General features: G+C 70.4%; 18 protein-coding genes. 8 read left to right on the top strand and 10 right to left on the bottom strand.

Annotation, left to right across the window (positions count from 1 at the left end):
• Both JCO01S_RS14100 and JCO01S_RS14095 read right to left on the bottom strand, forming a co-directional pair.
• On the bottom strand, positions 1-229 hold a 229-nt coding region (locus JCO01S_RS14100; protein WP_084342941.1), incomplete at its 3' end, for a hypothetical protein.
• A gap of 93 nt (positions 230-322) precedes the next feature.
• Entirely contained in the window at positions 323-1,339 is a 1,017-nt protein-coding gene (locus JCO01S_RS14095; protein WP_084342940.1) for a DUF2332 domain-containing protein, read from the bottom strand.
• A 95-nt stretch (positions 1,340-1,434) separates the two neighbouring features.
• Here JCO01S_RS14095 and JCO01S_RS14090 point away from each other — a divergent pair, with 95 nt between their 5' ends.
• A complete protein-coding gene (locus tag JCO01S_RS14090; RefSeq protein ID WP_068257089.1) occupies positions 1,435-3,126 on the top strand; it encodes a DEDD exonuclease domain-containing protein in 1,692 nt (563 codons plus the stop codon).
• Positions 3,123-3,401 carry an Lrp/AsnC family transcriptional regulator gene (locus JCO01S_RS14085; RefSeq protein ID WP_068257086.1) on the top strand — a complete coding sequence of 93 codons (279 nt, stop codon included), beginning with the start codon at positions 3,123-3,125 and terminating at the stop codon, positions 3,399-3,401. The genes JCO01S_RS14090 and JCO01S_RS14085 overlap by 4 nt, the downstream gene beginning before the upstream one ends.
• A 63-nt stretch (positions 3,402-3,464) precedes the next feature.
• On the opposite strand, the gene trpD is transcribed toward JCO01S_RS14085, so the two are convergent.
• Both trpD and JCO01S_RS16125 read right to left on the bottom strand, forming a co-directional pair.
• Positions 3,465-4,532, bottom strand: coding sequence for an anthranilate phosphoribosyltransferase (gene trpD / locus JCO01S_RS16130; protein ID WP_068257084.1), 1,068 nt, complete (start codon positions 4,530-4,532; stop codon positions 3,465-3,467).
• Positions 4,529-4,981, bottom strand: a complete 453-nt coding sequence (locus JCO01S_RS16125) for a response regulator transcription factor (protein ID WP_068257082.1) — start codon at positions 4,979-4,981, stop codon at positions 4,529-4,531. The genes trpD and JCO01S_RS16125 overlap by 4 nt, the downstream gene beginning before the upstream one ends.
• Positions 4,982-5,067: 86 nt before the next feature.
• Here JCO01S_RS16125 and ctaE point away from each other — a divergent pair, with 86 nt between their 5' ends.
• The 5 genes from ctaE (at position 5,068) to JCO01S_RS14050 (ending at position 9,923) form a co-directional block, all read left to right on the top strand.
• Positions 5,068-5,730, top strand: a complete 663-nt coding sequence (gene ctaE / locus JCO01S_RS14070; RefSeq protein WP_439645705.1) for an aa3-type cytochrome oxidase subunit III — start codon at positions 5,068-5,070, stop codon at positions 5,728-5,730.
• Between the two features lie 53 nt (positions 5,731-5,783).
• Positions 5,784-6,566, top strand: coding sequence for a cytochrome bc1 complex diheme cytochrome c subunit (qcrC, locus tag JCO01S_RS14065; protein WP_068257077.1), 783 nt, complete (start codon positions 5,784-5,786; stop codon positions 6,564-6,566).
• Between the two features lie 36 nt (positions 6,567-6,602).
• Entirely contained in the window at positions 6,603-7,736 is a 1,134-nt protein-coding gene (gene qcrA, locus JCO01S_RS14060; RefSeq protein WP_068257075.1) for a cytochrome bc1 complex Rieske iron-sulfur subunit, read from the top strand.
• Entirely contained in the window at positions 7,736-9,433 is a 1,698-nt protein-coding gene (gene qcrB, locus JCO01S_RS14055) for a cytochrome bc1 complex cytochrome b subunit (RefSeq protein ID WP_068257072.1), read from the top strand. Before qcrA ends, qcrB begins: the two co-directional genes overlap by 1 nt.
• 106 nt (positions 9,434-9,539) lie before the next feature.
• Positions 9,540-9,923: a metallopeptidase family protein gene (locus tag JCO01S_RS14050; protein WP_068257069.1), complete on the top strand. Its 384-nt coding sequence runs from the start codon at positions 9,540-9,542 to the stop codon at positions 9,921-9,923.
• 31 nt (positions 9,924-9,954) lie between these two features.
• On the opposite strand, the gene JCO01S_RS14045 is transcribed toward JCO01S_RS14050, so the two are convergent.
• From JCO01S_RS14045 to ctaC, 4 genes are all read right to left on the bottom strand, one after another.
• Positions 9,955-11,106 (bottom strand): L,D-transpeptidase, encoded by a 1,152-nt coding sequence (locus JCO01S_RS14045; RefSeq protein WP_281189232.1) that lies wholly within the window; start codon positions 11,104-11,106, stop codon positions 9,955-9,957.
• A gap of 89 nt (positions 11,107-11,195) precedes the next feature.
• Positions 11,196-11,597 (bottom strand): cytochrome c oxidase subunit 4, encoded by a 402-nt coding sequence (locus JCO01S_RS14040; protein WP_068257064.1) that lies wholly within the window; start codon positions 11,595-11,597, stop codon positions 11,196-11,198.
• Positions 11,594-13,339 carry an aa3-type cytochrome oxidase subunit I gene (gene ctaD, locus JCO01S_RS14035; RefSeq protein ID WP_084342938.1) on the bottom strand — a complete coding sequence of 582 codons (1,746 nt, stop codon included), beginning with the start codon at positions 13,337-13,339 and terminating at the stop codon, positions 11,594-11,596. Before ctaD ends, JCO01S_RS14040 begins: the two co-directional genes overlap by 4 nt.
• Complete coding sequence (gene ctaC / locus JCO01S_RS14030; protein ID WP_439645704.1) at positions 13,339-14,226, bottom strand: aa3-type cytochrome oxidase subunit II; 888 nt, start codon at positions 14,224-14,226, stop codon at positions 13,339-13,341. Before ctaC ends, ctaD begins: the two co-directional genes overlap by 1 nt.
• 104 nt (positions 14,227-14,330) lie before the next feature.
• Between ctaC and JCO01S_RS16380 the strand changes: the two genes are divergently transcribed.
• Positions 14,331-15,515, top strand: a complete 1,185-nt coding sequence (locus JCO01S_RS16380; protein WP_281189222.1) for a cysteine desulfurase family protein — start codon at positions 14,331-14,333, stop codon at positions 15,513-15,515.
• A 4-nt stretch (positions 15,516-15,519) separates the two neighbouring features.
• Here JCO01S_RS16380 and aat read toward each other — a convergent pair whose 3' ends face one another.
• Positions 15,520-16,251 carry a leucyl/phenylalanyl-tRNA--protein transferase gene (gene aat / locus JCO01S_RS14020; protein WP_218002278.1) on the bottom strand — a complete coding sequence of 244 codons (732 nt, stop codon included), beginning with the start codon at positions 16,249-16,251 and terminating at the stop codon, positions 15,520-15,522.
• 3 nt (positions 16,252-16,254) lie between these two features.
• On the bottom strand, positions 16,255-17,244 hold the full coding sequence (locus JCO01S_RS14015) for a carbohydrate kinase family protein (protein WP_068257058.1): 990 nt from the start codon (positions 17,242-17,244) through the stop codon (positions 16,255-16,257).
• Positions 17,245-17,315 lie beyond the last annotated feature (71 nt).

Here is a 17,315-nt window from a genome sequence, read left to right as displayed (position 1 = left end):
GGGGCTCGCGCACCGCGCGGGCCCCTGCCGCCGTCTCGGCACCGACCAGACCGCTGCGGACCAGGAGGGAGACGACCTCCCGCTCCCCCGGGTCCAGCGGCAGGTCCTGCGGCCCGTCCACCGCCTCCGGCGCCATCAGGGCCGTGACCATGCAGTCCGCGCACCCGACGTGCTGCACGGGACACGTGGAGCAGTCGATCAGCAGCGGCTCTCCGGCTCGACGGTCCATGCCCGTCACCTCCTCGTCGTCACCGGGACCATCCCGGCACCGACCACGCTAGGAGCGACCCCCGACAGCCCTCCGTCCTTCGCCCCGGAGGGGTCAGCACCAGGTGAGGGAGCGGCCGTGCCCGTGCGCCCAGCCGACCGCCTCCCCGTCCAGCGCGAGGCAGAAGTCGGCCTCGCCTCCCCGGCAGGTCGCCGTGGCCGCGAGCGACGGCAGCACGCCACCTCCCTCGTTGCTGATCCAGTGCGCGCGGCCGCCGCCGTCCCGCACGCCCTCGAGGAGCTCACCCACCTCGCGCACCCAGAGCTGGCGCCCCGGCTCGTCCAGGTAGGCGAGGACGGCGGTGTGGAAGACCACGAGGGTGGCGTCCGGGGCCTCCCGCCTCGCCTGCGCGACCAAGGGCCCCAGATCGGTGAGGAGGTCGCCCTCGAGCAGCGTGACCGACTCGTGTGGCACCTCGGCGCAGGCGGCCTCCAGCCGGCGTCGCCGGTCCTCGTGCTCGGGCCAGACCAGCATCCGCAGCCACGCCGCGTCCTCCGCGGAGGACAGGTCGAGCGGGTGCAGGTCGAGGCCGCCCCGCCAGGCGATCTGCGGCAGTTCCCGCGGCAGCGGGGGTGTGCCGGAGACCCGACACTCCAGGAGCGTCGGTGCCGGCCCGGTCCGCGGGTCGATGGCCCGGACGCCCCCGGCCCCGTCGGTGTACCGGTAGGAGTACCGGTCCGGGTGCAGGCACAGCCCGCCGCTCGCGCCCACCTCGAGCAGCGCGAGCGGCCCGGGCATCCCGGCGAGCAGCGGCAGCAGGCTCGCGCACCGACCGGGCTCGTTGGTCTGGGTCGCCCGCGTGAGGATCGTCGTGCGCACCGACTCCCACTGCCCGAGGAGCACCTCCCGCAGCCCCGCGTACGGCCCCGGCGCGGGGGCACCGTGCCACCGGGCGGCGGCGAAGACGAGGTTGGGCTGACGCTTGGCGGTCGGCAGCTCCTGCAGCAGCGCGAGCACCTCCTCGTCCCCGGCCACTCCTGCGGCCCACTCGACGAAGGTGGGGGACTCCCCCTTCGCCTCCACGCCCGAGAAGTGGCGGTAGAAGCCGACGAGGTCCTCCAGGGTGTCCATGGCGTGCATCTCGTGAGCCTCGCACCGCGGCCGCTCCCCCGCCACCCCGGCACGCCTGGGCGGGGTTGTCGGTGCCCGCGCCTACCGTCGGGGCCATGGTGGTCGTACAGGACAGGCTCGGCGAGATCGGCACCCCCTTGTCGGAGGTCACCTTCGTCGTCGTCGACCTGGAGACCACCGGCGGCTCGACGCTCGACTGCGGCATCACCGAGATCGGCGCCGTCAAGGTGCGCGGCGGCGAGGTCCTCGGCGAGCTGCAGACCTTCGTCGACCCCGGGGAGCCGATCCCCGCCTTCATCCAGTCCCTCACCGGCATCACGAACGCGATGGTCGCCGACGCGCCGCGCACCGGTGAGGCGGTCACCACCTTCCTCGAGTTCGCGAAGGGGGCCGTGCTCGTCGCCCACAACGCGGGCTTCGACATCGGCTTCCTCAAGGCCGCCTGCTCGGCGCACGGGATGCGCTGGCCGGGGCCGACGGTGCTGGACACGGTGCGGCTGGCGCGCCAGGTGCTCGCGCGCGGGGAGACACCGAACCACAAGCTCGCCACCCTCGCCCGCCACTTCGGCGCCGCGACCCAGCCGGACCACCGCGCCCTGCACGACGCCCGGGCGACCGTCGACGTCCTCCACGGCCTCATCGAGCGCGTCGGTGGTGTCGGGGTCGACACCCTCGAGGAGCTGACCTCCTACTCCAGCCGCGTCACCGATGCGCAGCGTCGCAAGCGGCACCTCGCCGACGACCTCCCCCACGCGCCCGGGGTCTACGTCTTCACGGGAGTCGGGGGCGAACCCCTCTACGTCGGGACCTCCGTGGACATCCGCAGTCGCGTGCGCAGCTACTTCACCGCGGCGGAGCAGCGCCGCCGGATGGGTGAGATGGTGCGGCTGGCGACCGGGGTGACCCCGATCGTGTGCGCCACGACCCTCGAGGCGCAGGTCCGCGAGATCCGGCTCATCGCCACGCACGAGCCCCGGTACAACCGACGCTCCCGCCACCCGGAGCGGGCGTGGTGGCTCACGTTGACCGACGAGGCCTTCCCGCGTCTCTCGATCGTGCGCCGGGTCGGGCCGGACCGCCCGGCTTTCGCCGGGCCCTTCGGCTCGCGCGGGGCCGCCGAGGACGCGATGGCCGCAGTGCACGACGTGGTGCCGCTGCGGCAGTGCCTGACACGGATCTCGCCGCGGCGACCGACCTCACCGTGCGCCCTGAAGGACATGGGGCGCTGCTCCGCACCGTGCACCGGCGAGGTCCCGCAGGAGGAGTACGCGCGCACCGTCGCCGAGGCCGCGGCGGTGCTCGTCGGGGACTCCCGCGAAGCCGTGGCCACGCTGCGGGAGCGGATGGGGCGACTCTCCGCGCAGGAACGCTTCGAGGAGGCCGCGCGGCTGCGGGACCGGCTCGGGTCGCTGGTCCGTGCGGCCTCGCGCAGCCAGCGCGCGGCACCGGTGACAGCCGCCGCGGAGATCATCGCCGCCCGGCGCAGCCCGCGGGGCGGCTGGGACCTGGTCTGCCTGCGACACGGACGACTGGCCGGCAGCACCCACTCCCCCGCCGGCGCCGACCCGATGCCCTACGTCGAGGCACTGCGCGCCACCGCAGAGGTCGTGCCTCCGCCGTCCGGACCGGGCAGCAGCGCACTGCCCGAGGAAACCGACCTGGTGCTGCGCTGGCTGGACACCGAGGGGACCCGCCTGGTCGACATCGACGGGGAGTGGACCTGCCCCGTCGGGGGCGCCACCGGGGCACACGCAGAGCTGGCTCCTGCTCTAGGGTGGGCCTCGTGATCACTGCCATCGTGCTCATCCACGCCGAGACCGACCGCATCCCCGAGGTCGCCGAGACCATCGCCGCCCTCGACGGGGTGAGCGAGGTCTACTCCGTCGCCGGCGACGCCGACCTCATCGCCATGGTCCGCGTACACCAGCACGAGGAGCTCGACGAGGTGATCGCCGGGCGCCTGAACAAGGTGGAGGGCATCGTCGACACCTCGACCCAGATCGCCTTCCGCGCCTACAGCAGGCACGACTTGGACGAGGCCTTCTCCATCGGGCTCGAGTAGGGCGCGGGCCGCTCCTCCCGAGGCGACCGGTCGACGGGCCGGTCACGTCCCCCGAGGGGTCGATCAGTCCCCCGAGCCGCCGCGGGTGGCCCGGACCCAGCGCGCGAGCCGGTCCGCGGCACGGCCGGAGTCCAGGACCTCCTCGATCCGGTCCATGCCGGCGCGCAGGGCGGCGACCGGGTCCGCCGGCACCTGCTGACCGGCGTCCGCCACCGCGACGGCCGCCCCGGCGTTGAGCACGACGGCGTCGCGCACCGCTCCCCGCTCACCGGCGAAGAGGCGCCGGGCGACCTCGGCGTTCTGCTCGGCGTCGCCCCCGCGGAGGGCGTCGAGCGGGCTTCGCGTCAGGCCCAGCTCCTCGGGGGTGATGCGCAGCTCCGTGACCTCACCGGAGCCGACCCACCACACGTGGGAGGCGGCCCCGACGGAGAGCTCGTCGAGGCCGTCCTCGCCCCGGAAGACGAGCGCCGCGGTGCCCCGCTGCGCGAAGACGCCGGCCATGAGCGGCGCGACGCGGGCATCGGCGACGCCCACCACGGAGAAGTCCGGGTGGGCGGGGTTGGTCATCGGGCCCAGGACGTTGAGCGCCGTGCCGACCCCCAGGTCGCGTCGCGGCGTGGCGGTGTGCCGGAAGGAGGGGTGGAAGGTCTGCGCGAAGCAGAAGGTGATGCCGGCCTCGCGGGTGACCTCGGCCAGCCGGTCGGGGTCGAGGGAGAGGTCCACGCCGAGGGCCTCCAGGACGTCCGCGGAGCCGGACTTGGAGGAGGCGGCGCGGTTGCCGTGCTTGACGACGGTCGTGCCGGTGGCGGCGATGCACACCGAGGACATCGTCGAGATGTTCACCGTGCCGGCCCGGTCCCCACCGGTGCCGACGATGTCCAGGATGGGTCCCTCCACCCTGATCGGCAGCGCGTGCTCGAGCATGACGTCGGCGAGGGCACGCAGCTCGGTGACGGTCTCCCCCTTCGCCCGCAGGCCGACGAGGAAGCCGGCGATCTGCGTGGGCGCGGCATTGCCGGACATGATCTCGCCCATCGCCCACGAGGCCTGCTCGTCCTGGAGGTCGGTCCCGGCGATCAGCGCGCTGAGCACGTCCGGCCAGGAGAAGTCGTCCCGGCCGGCCCCGGTCATCGGCCGGCCTGCTCCCTCGCGACCCGCGCCACGGTCTCGGCCAGGGCGATCGGGTCCAGCGGGTGCGGGACGACGGCATCGGCCATCGACCAGGTCGCGAGCCAGCCGTCCTGGGGGCGCCCGGTGAGGATGATCACCGGCGGGCACTCGTAGATCTCCCCCTTCAGCTGCCGGCACAGGCCCATGCCGCCGAGCTTGGCGGCCTCCCCGTCGAGGACGAGGACGTCGAGCCCGCCGGCCTCCACGGCCTCGACCACGGCGGCCTGGGTGGCGCACTCGCGCCAGCTCGTGACCCGCACGTCCTTGGCCGGCCGGCGCCCGACCGCCGCGCGCACCGTGTCGCGCGTGGTGATGTCGTCGCTGTGCAGCAGCACCCGCACCTCGATCTGCTCGCCGCCCTCGGCGCCGGACGCCGGGCGCGCGGGAGTGCTCTGGGGAGTACCGGTCATGCCCCGATCGTAGCGTCCACGGGGGTCGCGACACTCGTGGAGGGGGGTGTCGCACATGCGGATCCGGATGCGTCCATAATGGCTCCGTGGCCACTGCACCTACCTTGTCCAACAGCGGACCCGCGCCCATCCCGACGGACCCAGCTCTCGGGCCGGTGAGCCGACCCAACATGGCAGCCGTCGGGACCATCGTCTGGCTCTCCAGCGAGCTGATGTTCTTCGCGGGTCTGTTCGCGATCCTCTTCACCATCCGGACCATGCGACCGGAACAGTGGGCGGAGCACGGGGCGGAGCTCAACGTGCCGTACGCCGCCGCCAACACCCTGATCCTGGTCGTCTCCTCGGTGTGGTGCCAGCTCGGCGTCCTCAAGGCCGAGCACGGCCAGAAGTCGCGGACCGGCTCACTGCTGAACGTCGCCGGCTGGGGCATGCGCGAGTGGTACGTCCTGACCTACATCTTCGGGGCGATCTTCGTCTCCGGCCAGGTCATGGAGTACGCCACCCTGGTCACCGAGGGCATCAACATCGCGACCGACTCCTGGTCCTCGGTCTTCTACCTGACGACCGGCCTGCACGCGATCCACGTGACCGGCGGCCTCATCGCCTTCCTCCTGATCATCGCCCGCACGTACACCACCCGTGACTACAGCCGCGCCCAGCAGACCGGCGCGGTCGTGACCTCGTACTACTGGCACTTCGTCGACGTCGTCTGGATCGCGCTCTTCGCCGCGATCTACCTCCTCGGGTGATGTCGTTGCGCCAGTTCAAGGATCCCGCTCGCCGCACGCCGACAGGACTCGCCATGCCCAAGCTCTCCCGCCGCCACCCGGCGGCGATCGCCCTGCTCCTCATGCTGGGCCTCCTCCTCACCGGTGCCGCCTACGCGGCCGTCGCCCCGCAGCCGGCCAAGGCGGCCACCTCGGCCTCCGGCGACGCGGAGCACGGCAAGAAGCTCTTCACCGCCAACTGCGCCAACTGCCACGGCGCGAACGGTATGGGCATCGACGGTCTCGGCCCGAGCCTCGCCGGTGTCGGCGCCGCCGCCGTGGACTTCCAGATGGGCACCGGTCGTATGCCGATGACCGAGCCGGGCGTCCAGGCGGCCGATGACCTGAAGGTGAAGTTCTCCGACGAGGAGATCTCCGACATCGCCGCCTATGTCGCCTCCCTCGGCCCCGGCCCCGCCGTTCCGGCCAAGGAGTACACCGACGCCGAGAAGGGCGACCCGGGCAAGGGCGGGGAGATCTTCCGCGTCAACTGCGCCATGTGCCACAACAGCGCCGGTCAGGGTGGTGCTCTCACCCGTGGCAAGGAGGCCCCGCCCGTCACCGGCGTCTCCGGCAAGCACATCTACGAGGCCATGGAGACCGGGCCGCAGTCCATGCCGGTCTTCAACAACGACAACATCACGCCCGAGGACAAGCGTGACGTGATCGCCTACATCAAGGGCCAGGAGGAGACCGGCAACCCCGGCGGCAACCCGCTGGGCGGCCTCGGCCCGGTTCCCGAGGGCCTCTTCGTCTGGACCGCAGGCCTCGGCCTGCTCGTCGGTGCCGCCATCTGGCTCGGCGCCAAGTCCTCCTGACCACGTCCATCGCCACACAGACAGGACCCACGACTCATGAGTGAGCACACCCCGACAGGGGCCCGGCCGGAAGAAGAACCCCCGGGTTCGACCCCGGCGCGCCTCGACCAGGGCCACGTGCAGGGCACCGGGGGCATCCCGGACCGCTTCGAGAACCCCGGCCTCCCGCCACACGTGCTGCGCAACGCCGACCGTGACGAGAAGGCCGCCAAGCGGGCGGAGGTGCAGGTGGCGGGCCTCTTCCTGCTCTCCATCCTCGGCACCCTCCTCTTCATCGTCGCGTACTTCATCGTCGACACCGAAGACACCGTCTGGGTTCCCTTCACCAACGAGATGAGCCTGGCGAACCTGCTGCTCGGTCTCGGGCTGGCCTTCAGCCTCCTGGGCATCGGTCTCGGCGCCGTGCACTGGGCCAAGACCCTCATGCCCGACACCGAGGTCGTGGAGATGCGTCACCCGATGCGCTCCGAGCAGGCGGACCGTGACGAGTTCGTCGAGACCATGGTGGAGAAGGGCGCCAAGGGCTCCCAGTTGAACCGTCGCCCGCTGCTGAAGGCGACCTTCGGCGGCGCGATGGGCCTCTTCGCCCTCCCGCTGCTCGTCCAGCTCGTGGGCTCCCTCGGCCCGCTGCCGAAGAACGACCTCTCCGTCACGTACTGGAACGGGCGCAAGCAGCCCGACGGCAGCTACAAGCCGAAGAAGTGGCGTCTGCACAAGGACCCGGAGGACGTGCCCATCCGGCCCTCCGAGATCACCATCGGCTCCGTCTACCACATCCAGCCCGAGGGCCTGCTGGAGATGGAGCACGAGATGCAGAACGAGATGGCCAAGGCCTCCGTGCTGCTCATGCGGCTGGACCCGAACGACTTCCAGGACACCGAGCAGGGCCGCAAGGCGCGCAGCTGGGGCCACGAGGGCATCGTGGCCTACTCCAAGGTCTGCACCCACGTCGGCTGCCCCGTCGGCCTGTACGAGCAGACCACGCACCACCTGCTCTGCCCGTGCCACCAGTCCACCTTCGACGTGACCAACGACTGCGAGGTCGTCTTCGGTCCCGCGGGCCACCCCCTGCCGCAGCTGAAGATCACCGTGGACAACGAGGGCTACCTGATCGCCGACCAGCCCTTCCAGGAACCTGTCGGCCCGAGCTTCTGGGAGCGTGGAGAGTGATGACCGCAAGTTCTCGCCCCGCCGACGGCCTCCGTACCGGCGACGACGCACCCCGTGAGTCCTTCTCTCCCGGCGTGAAGCGGGTCGGCGGGGTCGCCGGCTGGATCGACGACCGGACCGGCGCCGCCAAGGGCGTCGGGTACCTGATGAAGAAGGTCTTCCCGGACCACTGGTCCTTCATGCTCGGTGAGATCGCCATGTACTCGATGATCGTGTGCATGCTCACCGGGGTCTTCCTGACCTTCTGGTTCGACCCCTCGATGGCCCACACCGTCTACGACGGCCCCTACGCGCCGCTGCGCGGCGTCGAGATGTCCAAGGCCTACGAGTCGACGCTGCACATCTCCTTCGAGGTCAAGGGCGGGCTGCTGATCCGCCAGATCCACCACTGGTCGGCGCTGTTGTTCATCGTCGCCCTGTCGGTGCACATGCTGCGCGTGTTCTTCACCGGCGCCTTCCGCAAGCCGCGTGAACTGAACTGGGTCATCGGCTGCCTCCTCTCCCTCATGGCGCTCATCGAGGGCTTCGCCGGTTACTCCCTGCCGGACGACCTGCTCTCGGGCACGGGTCTTCGCGCCGCCCAGGGCTTCATGGTTGCCGCGCCGGTCATCGGCAGCTACCTCAGCTACGCCCTCTTCGGCGGTGGCTTCCCGAGCGAGGACATCATCCCGCGCCTCTACTCGATCCACATCCTGCTGCTGCCGGCGCTGCTCATCGGCCTCTTCACCCTGCACATCGTGCTCGTGGCCGTGCAGAAGCACACCCAGTACCCCGGCCCGGGCAAGACCAACGACAACGTCGTCGGCTTCCCCGTCATGCCGGTGTACGCGGCAAAGGCCGGAGGGTTCTTCTTCATCGTCTTCGGCGGTATCGCGTTGATGTCGGCCCTGATCCAGATCAACGCGGTCTGGGTGCACGGCCCGTACATGCCGAACGCCACCACCGCCGGCGCCCAGCCGGACTGGTACATGGGCTTCCCGGACGGTGCGCTACGGCTCCTGCCGGGCTTCCTGGAGTTCGAGACCTTCGGGTTCACCTGGGCGTGGCCGGTGATCATCGGTGCCCTGCTGGTCATCCCCGCCTTCTACGGGGCCATGATCGCCTATCCCTTCATCGAGGGCTGGGTCACCGGCGACAAGCGTGAGCACCACCTGCTGGACCGCCCGCGCAACAACCCGACGCGCACCGGCATCGGGATGGCCGGCCTCACGCTGTACGGCGTGTTCATGTTCGCCGCGAGCAACGACATCATGGCGATCAAGTTCGGGATGTCGATCAACGACATCACGATCGCGCTGCGGGTCCTGACCTTCCTCGGTCCGATCATCGCCTTCTGGGCCACCCGCCGGATCTGCCTGAGCCTGCAGCGTCACGACCGGGACCGGGTCCTCCACGGGCGCGAGACCGGCCGGATCCAGCTCGGCACTGCGGGCGACTTCGAGGAGATCCACGAGCCGCTCGACGAGTACACCCGGTGGACGCTGGTCCAGCACGAGGGCCCGCCGCCCCTGGAGCTGGAGCCGGCCACCGACGAGAACGGGATCCCCAACAAGGCCCGTCGCGGTACCCGGATCCGTGCCGCGCTGCACCGCTTCTACTTCGCGGGGGCGGTCGAGCCGGTCACCCCCCAGGAGCTCGAGGCCGCGCACGAGGAGCACGGGCAGATCGAGTCCGGCGAGAAGGTCTCCAGCCACTGAGGCCACTCGAGCCACCGGATGCAGTGGGGCCCCGAAGGATCGCCTTCGGGGCCCCACTGCATCACGGGGCGCGGCTCACCCAGAACGGCTGCGGCAGCGAGGAATCATGATCGAGATCAGTGAGGCGGAGTTCGAGGAGGCCGTGCGCGACGCGCTCGACGAGGTCCCCCCGCAGCTGCTGGACATGCTCGACAACGTCGCCTTCTTCGTCGAGGACGAGCCGGGGGCAGAACATGCGGACCCGGGCCTGACCCCCGAGGAGAACGCCGAGCTGCTCGGCATCTACCTGGGGACCCCGCTGACCGAGCGGGACGAGGGGTGGGCCATGGGCGCCCTCCCCGACCGGATCGTGCTCTTCCGCGGGCCGCTGACCCGGATGTGCCGCGACATGGAGGAGCTCCGGGAGGAGATTGCGATCACCATCGTCCACGAGGCGGGACACCACGTCGGCATCGACGAGGACCGGCTGCACGACCTCGGCTGGGGATGACGTCGAACGGGATGGCCTCGAGCGCCCCGGCTCAGCCCAGGGCGCTCTGCTGCTGCCACTCCTGCCAGGAGTACTGCCAGACGCCGATCCCCTCCCCGGGGTCGAACTCCCGGTCCGAGCCGGTGAAGTCGACGGGGTCGCCGGCGATGGTGTGCTCGTAGAACCATTTCGCGTGCTCGGGCGAGAGGTTGACACACCCGTGGGAGACGTTGCTCGAGCCCTGGGCATCCACCGACCACGGCGCGGAGTGGAGGAACTCCCCCGTCCAGGTCACCCGCACGTTGTACTTGGTGTCGACCTTGTAGTAGCCCTTCTCGCCCTTGTCGATCCCGACGGTCGAGGAGTCCATGGTCATCTTCTTGTCCTTGAGGATGACGACCTTCGTGCCCGAGCGGGTCTCGGTCTCCTTGCCGGGGCGTCCGCTGCTGATGGGGAAGCTCTCGAGGGTTTCACCGTCCCGCTCGACCTGCATCTCGTGGTCGTCGATGTCGACCGTCGTCAGCTGCCGCCGTCCGATGGTCATCGATCCGGTCGCGTCGTCCTCGATCCAGGAGTCCGGGCCGGTCTGGTAGCCGGTGAGAGGCGCGTTGACGCTCACCCGCGTCCCGGGCTCCCAGTAGTTCCTCGGGCGCCACATCAGCTGACGGTCGTCCAGCCAGCCCCAGGCGCCCTCGGCGTCCGAGGTGCTCTTCACGCTGACGGCCCGCTCGATGTCGTCCTGGTAGCTCTCGGCCACGGGCTCCTCGAACTGGATGCTGACCGGCATCGCGACCCCGACGGTCCAGTCGTCGTAGACGATGTGGTAGTCCGCGACCTGCTTCGGCTCGAACGTACTGAAGGTGCTCGTGCGCTCCGTGCGGCGTCCCTCCGGGCCGGTCGCGACCACGTGGACCTCGTAGCGCTCATCCGGCGCCAGCCGGCCGTCAGAGGCCCATGTCTGCTGCTTCCGGGCGCCCTCGAGCCGGTTGCCGTCCTCGTCGGTCACCGTGACCGACCGCAGGGTGCCGGTCTTCGCGCGCACCCTCACCTGCTGCCGGGCCCGCACTCCTGTCGTCGAGTCCCCCGGGCTGATCGCCAGCTTCGCCGGGGCACGGCTCGTGGCCGAGGTGGCACCGCCGTCCTGCCCCGGGTCCTTCCCGTCGCCTCCCGGCAGGCCGGTTCCCGAGCAGGCCGTGAGGGCCAGCAGGACGCTGAGCAGCCCGGTCGGGACGACGACACGAGCCGCACGGGCCCCGGAGATCCCAGGGCCCGTGCGGCGTACGCGTACCGACGTCAGTGTGCGTTCTCGCCGATGAAGTACTCCATGGTCCAGCCCACGAGGGCCCAGACCCCCATGATCAGCCCGGCCACGAGGATCCAGAACTGCACGGCCATGCCGAGGAAGATCAGCGCACCGGACAGACCGAGCCACAGCGGCCACCAGGAGTACGGCGCGAAACTCCCGTAGGCACCCGCGATCTGGGAGATCTCGCTGTCCGGGTCGTCGTCGGGCCGCGACGGCAGGCTGCGGGCGGTCTTCCACAGGTAGAAGGCCACCATCGCGCCGAGCCCGCCGCACAGCAACAGCCCGACCGAACCGACGTGCTCCTGCCAGTCGGTGACGATGCCGTAGGAGAGCCCGACGACTCCGAAGAAGACCAGGATGGTCACGAAAACGCCGACTTCGGCCTTCATCGGTTCACCTCATCGTGGGTCGCGGTACCGGCAACGACCGGCTCCTTGTTGGTCCGGGAGCGGATGGCCTGCGGGGCGTACTCCGGGTGGTGCAGGTCGAAGGCCGGCCGCTCGGAACGGATCGGGGGGATGGCGTGGAAGTTGTGCCGCGGCGGCGGGCTGGAGGTCGCCCACTCGAGGCTTCCGCCGTAGCCCCACGGGTCGTCGGAGTCGATGGTCGGAGCGCTGACCTGCGTCTTCCACACGTTGTAGAAGAAGGGCAGGAAGCTCACGGCCAGGATGAGCGAGCCGACCGTGGAGATCTGGTTCGCCAGCTGGAAGTTGTCCTCCGGCATGTAGTCGGCGTAACGACGCGGCATGCCCTCGACCCCCAGCCAGTGCTGGATGAGGAAGGTGCCGTGGAAGCCGATGAACAGCAGCCAGAAGTGCACCTTGCCCAGCCGCTCGTCGAGCATCTTCCCGGTCCACTTCGGCCACCAGAAGTACACGCCGCCGAAGAACGAGAAGACGATCGTGCCGAAGAGGACGTAGTGGAAGTGGGCCACGACGAAGTAGGTGTCCGTGACGTGGAAGTCCAGGGCCGGGCTCGCCAGGATCACGCCGGTGAGACCACCGAAGAGGAAGGTCACGATGAATCCGAGGGCCCAGACCATCGGCGTCTGGAAGACGAGCTTGCCGCCCCACATCGTGCCGATCCAGTTGAAGAACTTCACGCCCGTCGGTACCGCGATCGCCATCGTCATGATCGCGAAGAAGGGCAGGAACACCTGACCGGTGCCGTACATGTGGTGCGCCCACACCGAGACCGAGAGGGTCGCGATGGCGATGGTGGCGAAGACCAGCGTCTTGTACCCGAAGATCGGCTTGCGGGAGAAGACCGGCACGATCTCGGAGATGATCCCGAAGAAGGGCAGCGCGAGGATGTAGACCTCCGGGTGCCCGAAGAACCAGAACAGGTGCTGGTACAGCAGGGCACCACCGCTGGCCGGGTCGAAGATCATCGCGTCGAAGCGACGGTCGATGCCGAGGCCGATGAGCGCGGAGGCGAGCACCGGGAAGGCCATGAGCACCAGGATCGAGGTGATCAGGATGCCCCAGGTGAAGATCGGCATCCGGAACATCGTCATCCCGGGCGCGCGCATGCAGATGATCGTGGTGATGAAGTTGACCGCACCGAGGATGGTGCCGAAACCGGCCAGGGCCAGGCCCCAGACCCACAGGTCGCCACCGACGCCCGGGCTGTACGTGGCATCGGAGAGGGGGGTGTAGGCGGTCCAACCGAAGGAGGCGGCACCACCGGGGGTCAGCAGACCGGCGCCGGCGATGAGGCTGCCGAACAGGTAGAGCCAGTAGGCGAACATGTTCAGCCGGGGGAAGGAGACGTCCGGCGCCCCGATCTGCAGCGGCATGATCGCGTTCGCGAAGCCGGCGAAGGCCGGGGTCGCGAAGAGCAACAGCATGATCGTGCCGTGCATCGTGAACATCTCGTTGAACTGCTCGGGGTTGTCCACCACCTGCAGGCCGGGGGCCCACAGCTCGAGGCGGATCACCAGGGCCATCAGGCCGCCGATCAGGAACCACACGAACGTGCTGATCAGGTAGAGGTTCCCGATCACCTTGTGGTCGGTGGTCGTCAGGTAGCGGAAGATCTGGGTGCCGGCACGTTCATGACGGGCGATGGTCCGCTCGGAAACCTCGTGCTCCGAGGTGTTCCGTGACAGTGCACCAGAGATCGTAGACATCAGTTCCTTACCCCTTCAGGCAGCAGGTGCGTGTCCCGCTTGTTGATCTCATCGCGATTGAGTCCGTTCTTGAGCAGACCGGTGTCGCCCTGCTTCTTCAGCTTCTGGATGTGGGCCTCGTACTCGGCCTTGTCGACGATCTTCACGTTGAAGAGCATCTGCGAGTGGTAGGCGCCGCAGAGCTCGGCGCACTTGCCCTGGAAGGTCCCCTCCTGGGTCGGAGTGACCTGGAAGCGGTTGACGATGCCCGGGTTGACATCCATCTTCTCGAGGAAGGCCGGCACCCAGAAGGAGTGGATGACGTCGCGCGAGGTGAGGACGAACTCGACGCGCTCCCCCTTCGGCAGGTAGAGGGTCGGCAGCTTCTTCTCGGCGCCCTTCGTGCCGTCCAGCTGGGCCATCTGCCCGGCGGTGTGGACGTTCTCGTTGACGTAGTTGAAGTCCCAGCTCCACTGCTTGGCGACGACGTTGATGACGACGTCCGGCTCCTCGATCTTCCCCAGCTCGTCCTGCGCCTGGACGTTGTAGAAGAAGATGACGCCGACCATCATCATCGGCACGACCGTGTAGAGGATCTCCAGCGGCACGTTGTACTGCAGCTGGACCGGCAGGGTGCCGTCGTCGTTCTTGCGGCGGCGGTAGACGACGATGCACCAGAGCGTCATGCCCCAGACGGCGATCCCGACGAGCCAGGCGGCGACCCACGTCCAGATCCAGAAGTCCTCGACGTAACCACCCTCCCGGGTGGCGGCCTCCGGCAGGTAGCCGTTGAGGGGGTCGGTGTGGATCCCGACAGCGCTGCAGGCCGACAGGGCGATCACGGCTAGTGCGAGTCCGACTGCACCGATTCCGCGGCGTGCCCGCCGGGATGTGGAGCGCTGAGACACAGGCAAGAGGCACCTACTACTGGTCCGAAGGTCTTTCAGGGGACGCACTCACGGTACCGCAGCCCACAGCCACTCTGCGGCAAGGGTCCCACTAGTCTCCGGGCGTGGCGCGAGAAACCGATTCCCCCTCCCCGGACACCCCCGCACCGCGGCTCCCCGACGGGGTCGATCGACTGCTGGACGCGACCCCCGGGCCGCTCCATCCCACCGCTCGGGAGACCCTCCGCGCGGCCGAGTCCGCAGCGTGGGCGGACCCCCTCGCCCGGCACGCCGCCGGCCGCCGCTCCCGGGCGCTGCTCGACCGGGCCCGGGCGGTCCTCGCCGAGGGGCTGGGGGTGCGCCCCGAGGAGCTGACGCTGCACGCCAGCGGCGACCAGGCGGCCCGCACGGCGGTGGCCGGTCTCGCCAACGGGCGCCGTCGGTGCACCGCTCCCCCGGTGACCTCGTCCGTGGAGCACTCCACCCTGCTGCGCTGGCTCCGCTCGGCGCCGACCCCTCCCACGGAGGTCCCGGTCGACCCGGGCGGAGCGGTGGACCTCCCGTCCTGGGCAGGCGCCCTCGGCGAGGAGACCCCCTTCGCGGTGCTCCAGTCCGCCAACCACGAGGTGGGGACCCGTCAGCCCCTGCCCGCCGCGCGGGATGCCGCGGCCGGGCACGGGGTCCCGCTGCTCGTCGACGCCCGCGCCGGCCTGGGTCGCAGCGACGTGCCGCAGGACTACGACGTGCTGATCGGGGACGCGACCAGCTGGGGCGGGCCCCGGCTCGGCGTGCTCGTCGTGCGCCCGGGCGTGCGCTTCACACCTCACCAGCCCCCGTCCCGGCACGAAGGGGGCTATGCCCTGGACCCCGTCGACGTCCCCACCGCGCTGGCCGCCGCCGAGGCCTGGCAGCAGGTGGCTGCTGCACGTCCCGACGAGGACGCGAGGGCGCACCAGCTCATCGACCGGATCCGGCGCTGCGCCGCGGAGGTGCCCCAGGTGGACGTCGTCGGCTCGCCGCAGGACCGCCTGCCCCACCTGTGCACCTTCTCCGTCCTCTACGTCGACGGGGAGACCCTCGTCGACGAGCTGGCGCGAAGGGGGGTCGACGTCGCCTCCGGCTCCGCGTGCACCTCCGACACCCTCGAGCCGAGCCACGTGCTCGCGGCCATGGGAGCCCTCACCCAGGGCAATGTGCGGGTCACGCTGCCGCTGGAGGCGGTGGCCCCGGGGCGGGAGGAGACGGTGCAGCGGCTGTGCCGGGAGCTTCCGGACGTGGTGGCGTCGTGCCGCGCCCGGCTCGGGCTGTGAACCTCTAGTCGAGGTCGACCATCGACCCGAGGTCGAGGTCCGGGGCCTCGAGCGCCGCGTGGAGCCGCACGAGGTACTCGCGCCGGTGCATCTCCTCGATCCCGAGGCTCGCCAGGTGCGGGGTGCTCCACTGCACGTCGATGATCCGGCGGGGGTCGCCGTCCGCCGCGATGACCCGGTCCAGATGGATCACGGCCGCCTTGGAGGCGTCGGTGGTGTGGTGGAACATCGACTCCCCCGCGAAGAGGCCACCGGTCGCCACGCCGTACAGGCCGCCGACGAGGGCTCCCTCCTCGTCACGGACCTCGATGCTGTGCGCCCAGCCGAGCCGGTGCAGCTCGCCGTAGGCGTCCCTGACCTCACCGGTGATCCAGGCGCCCTCCCTGGCAGGGTCGGCGCAGGCCAGCACGACCTCGTCGAAGGCCCGGTCGACGGTGACGGTGAATCGGTGCAACGAGCGGCGCATGGACCGGCTCACGTGCGCCCGACCGGGCCGCAGCACGCCGCGCCACGTCGGTGACCACCAGCCCATCGGGCGAGCGCCCCGCTCCCCGAGCCCCATCGGGAAGACCCCGAGCCGGTAGGCGGTGAGCAGTGAGGCCGGGTCGAGCCGGCCACCGACCCCGACGACCTCGCCCTCGGCGCTCTCCGCGGCGGCCCTCACGCCGGCGCGCAGGTACTCCGCCCACAGGGGCGAGCTGCCGGAGGGCTCGATCGGCGGGAAGGGCGTGGTCACGGGTCAGGGACGCGGCAGCCTGACGTGCGCGGCGATCAGGTCCGCACTCTCCCGGCCGTAGGCCTCGGCGAGGCGCGCCAGGAAGCTCTCGGTGCCGAGCTCGTACTCCTGGGTCCCGACCGTCTCGATGACGTAGGTCGCCAGGGTCGAACCGAGCTCGGCGGACTCCCGCAGCGGCAGGCCCTCGACGACACCGGTGAGGAAGCCGGCCCGGAAGGCGTCGCCCACGCCGGTCGGGTCGGCCCGGCTGACCTCTCGTGCCGCGTGCACGACGATCGGCTCCGGCAGGTCCTTGCCCGTGATGCGCACCCCGTCCTTGCCGAGCGTGGTGACGCGGTAGGTGACCCGGGACTCGATCTCCTCGTCGCTCCAGCCGGTCTTCTGGGCGGTCAGGTGCGCCTCGTACTCGTTCGTGATGAGGTACTCGGCCCCGTCGACGAGGTCGCGGATCGCCTCGCCCTCGGCGAAGGCCAGCTGCTGGCTCGGGTCGGCGACGAAGGGGATCCCCCGGCTGCGGCACTCGGCGGTGTGCCGGCGCATCGCCTCGGGGTCGTCGGGCCCGACGAGGACGAGGTCGAGGCCCCCGACCCGGTCGTGGACCGGACCGATCTCGATCTCCCTCGCCTCGCTCATGGCACCGGCGTAGAAGGTCGCGATCTGGGCCATCTCGTCATCGGTGGTGCACACGAAGCGAGCGGTGTGCTGGGTCTCGGAGACGAGCACGGCGCCGCAGTCGACCCCGTGGCGCTCCAGCCAGCTGCGGTAGTCGGTGAAGTCCTTGCCGACCGCGCCGAGGAGCACCGGCCGCTGACCCAGGTTGCCCATCCCGAAGGCGATGTTGGCCGCGACCCCGCCCCGCCGGATCTCCAGCTTGTGGGCGAGGAAGCTGACCGAGATCTTGTCGAGCTGGTCCACGACGAGGGAGTCGGAGAACTTCCCCGAGAACGTCATCAGGTGGTCGGTGGCGATGGATCCGGCGATGGCGATGGGCACCCGACCACCCTATAGAAGGGGCAGGAACGGGGCCTGCCTCCCCCTTCGCCCGCCGCCCTTCGCGGCTCGTC

This window comes from Janibacter corallicola NBRC 107790 (assembly GCF_001570965.1).
Lineage (GTDB): Bacteria > Actinomycetota > Actinomycetes > Actinomycetales > Dermatophilaceae > Janibacter > Janibacter corallicola.
The sequence above is the reverse complement of the archived record's forward strand: the minus strand, read 5'-3'. Positions and strand labels throughout refer to the sequence as shown.